Annotated in this window: 2 protein-coding genes; both read left to right on the plus strand. The window is 54.6% G+C overall.

Going from position 1 to position 2,664, the window contains the following annotated elements; genetic code table 11:
• Positions 1-125: 125 nt before the first annotated feature.
• The gene (locus RQ738_RS13500) at positions 126-323 is read left to right on the plus strand and encodes a hypothetical protein (RefSeq protein ID WP_314165834.1); all 198 of its coding nucleotides are present in this window, start codon (positions 126-128) and stop codon (positions 321-323) included.
• Between the two features lie 340 nt (positions 324-663).
• A partial coding sequence (locus RQ738_RS13505) for a BPTD_3080 family restriction endonuclease (protein ID WP_409929556.1) occupies positions 664-2,664 on the plus strand: 2,001 nt, incomplete at its 3' end.

A 2,664-nucleotide genomic window follows, 5' to 3' on the forward strand; every position in this document is an offset into this window, starting at 1 on the left:
ATGTCTGATCGACTGAATGAATTACAGGAGAAATGACGACAGGAAGGGAAACCGATCCTCGATTGCGGCATCGGACTCAATACCGGGACGGTCCTGATCGGCAATATCGGTGCCGCCGGAAAAAAATGGATTACACCATCATTGGTGACCACGTAAACCTCGGTGCCCGCACCGAAGCCCTGACCCGTAGCTATGACTGCCGGATTCTGATCACCGAGTTCACCCTGAACAAGGTCGCGGCATTGATTGAATCGGGAGCTATCGGACATATTCAACTGTCGAGGCTGAACGGGTCAAGCTCAAGGGGAAGGAAGTGCCAGTAACCGTTTGCCGAATTGACTCCATCCAAGAAGATCGTCAGCAAGAAAGCTGAGAATGGTTCACCCCCATTAAAATCTGTCCCCGCTTAGTACTATTCTTCTTCATTCCGATCGCACATTTCGCTCCGACAAATGTAAACATTTATCCCCTGTTAACAGGTCTTTTTCCTTCAAGAATTCGGTAAGGCCTGATAGAGTAACGCGGATCAAAAAGAATTTTTTTCTGTCTGTTCTGGTACGAAACGAGGGGCCTCTTCCCGCCTTTGTGTTTCTTCGACCTGGTTGTCCGCTTGTCATTCACCGTCTGAGTATGGTGCGCACATTGTCTAAGGAGAGGTCCGGGATGAACAACCCTTTCTTCGATCAACCGATTCTCAATTCTCCCTATGAATACCCTGGCAGGCATTGGGAGCTTGATGCGTCTGGTCAGCCGACACAAAAGATTATCGAGAAACGCCGCCGGGCTGATTTCATCACGCCGATTCCCACACCGAAAAAACGCAAATCGGCTGGCGAACAGCAGGGGTTTGTCTTTGATGAAGGCAAAGGTCTTTCAACTGAAGAACAGCAGTACAACCAGACGTCGATCATCACCCGTCTGCGGGAGCATGTCGAACGCTGGCGGATGATTCCCAACTCCGCCCATTGGAAAGTCACTCCTGAAACCGCCCGGTTGCTTCAGCACTGGCGACATCATGCTTTCAACAGCATCCGACCGTTTTTTTGTCAGGTCGAGGCCATTGAGACGGCCATCTGGCTCACCGAAGTCGCTCCGTCCGAGAAGGCTGGAAAAGACTTTCTCGATCACCTGGCCAGAGCCAATAACGATGCCAACCCGGAGTTGCTGCGTCTGGCATTGAAGCTGGCTACCGGCGCAGGAAAAACAACGGTCATGGCAATGCTAATCGCCTGGCAGACCATCAATGCCGTCCGTCGCCCCAACAGCAAAAAATTCACTCGTGGATTTCTGATTGTCGCTCCTGGCATCACCATCCGGGATCGTCTGCGGGTGCTGCAACCGAACGATCCGGACAGCTACTACCAGAGTCGCGAGCTGGTACCTAGCGATATGCTCGGTGATATCGAACGTGCCAAGATCGTCATCACCAACTACCATGCCTTCAAGCTCCGCGAACGGATCGATTTGTCGAAGGGTGGCCGGTCCTTGTTGCAGGGGCGCGGCGAAGCACTTAATACCCTCGAAACCGAAGGACAGATGCTGCAGCGGGTCATGCCCGACCTGATGGGGCTGAAGAACATTCTGGCGATCAATGATGAAGCACATCATTGCTATCGGGAAAAACCCGGCGAGGATGATGTCGGTGACCTGAAGGGCGACGAGAAGAAAGAAGCCGAGAAAAACAACGAGGCCGCCAGGTTGTGGATCTCCGGCCTGGAAATCGTCAACCGTAAACTTGGTCTTTCGCAAGTCATCGATCTATCGGCTACCCCTTTCTTCCTGCGCGGCTCCGGCTATGCCGAGGGGACGCTCTTCCCCTGGACCATGAGCGACTTCTCGCTGATGGATGCCATCGAGTGCGGCATCGTCAAACTGCCGCGGGTGCCGATTGCCGACAATCTTCCCGACGGCACGGAGATGCCGATGTTCCGCAACCTCTGGGAGCATATCGGCAAGAAAATGCCGAAGAAAGGTCGTGGCAAGGGCGATACTCTCAACCCACTGGACTTGCCACCGCAACTGCAAACTGCCCTCCAGGCACTCTACGGTCATTACGAAAAGACTTTTGATCTGTGGCAGCAGGAGGGGATCAACGTTCCGCCCTGTTTCATTGTCGTCTGCAACAACACCGCCACATCGAAGCTTGTTTACGACTACATTTCAGGATTCGAACGGCAGAACAAAGATGGTTCCAGCCAGCTGGAATTCGGGCGGCTGCCCCTGTTCTGCAATACCGATGAACATGGCAATCCGCTTGCTCGCCCCAACACCCTGCTGATCGACAGCGAACAGCTCGAATCAGGCGAGGCGCTGGATGCCAACTTCCGTGAGATGGCCGCCTTCGAGATTGACCGCTTCCGCCGCGAGATCATCGAGCGCACCGGCGATCTTCGTCAGGCCGACAACATTACCGATCAGGACCTGCTGCGCGAGGTCATGAACACCGTCGGCAAGCACGGTCGCCTCGGCGGCTCGATCCGCTGCGTGGTCTCGGTCTCGATGCTCACCGAAGGCTGGGACGCCAACACCGTTACCCATGTTCTCGGGGTGCGGGCCTTCGGTACGCAACTGCTCTGTGAGCAGGTCATCGGCCGCGCCTTGCGCCGCCAGTCTTACGAACTGAATGAAGAGGGGTTGTTCAATACCGAATATGCCGATGTGCTG

This window comes from Sulfuriflexus sp., assembly GCF_032250955.1.
GTDB lineage: Bacteria > Pseudomonadota > Gammaproteobacteria > AKS1 > AKS1 > Sulfuriflexus.

Excerpts from the sequence above, each read along its gene's own strand:
- RQ738_RS13500 (WP_314165834.1), top strand. The coding sequence starts at position 126 with ATGGATTACACCATCATTGGTGACCACGTAAACCTCGGTGCCCGCACC.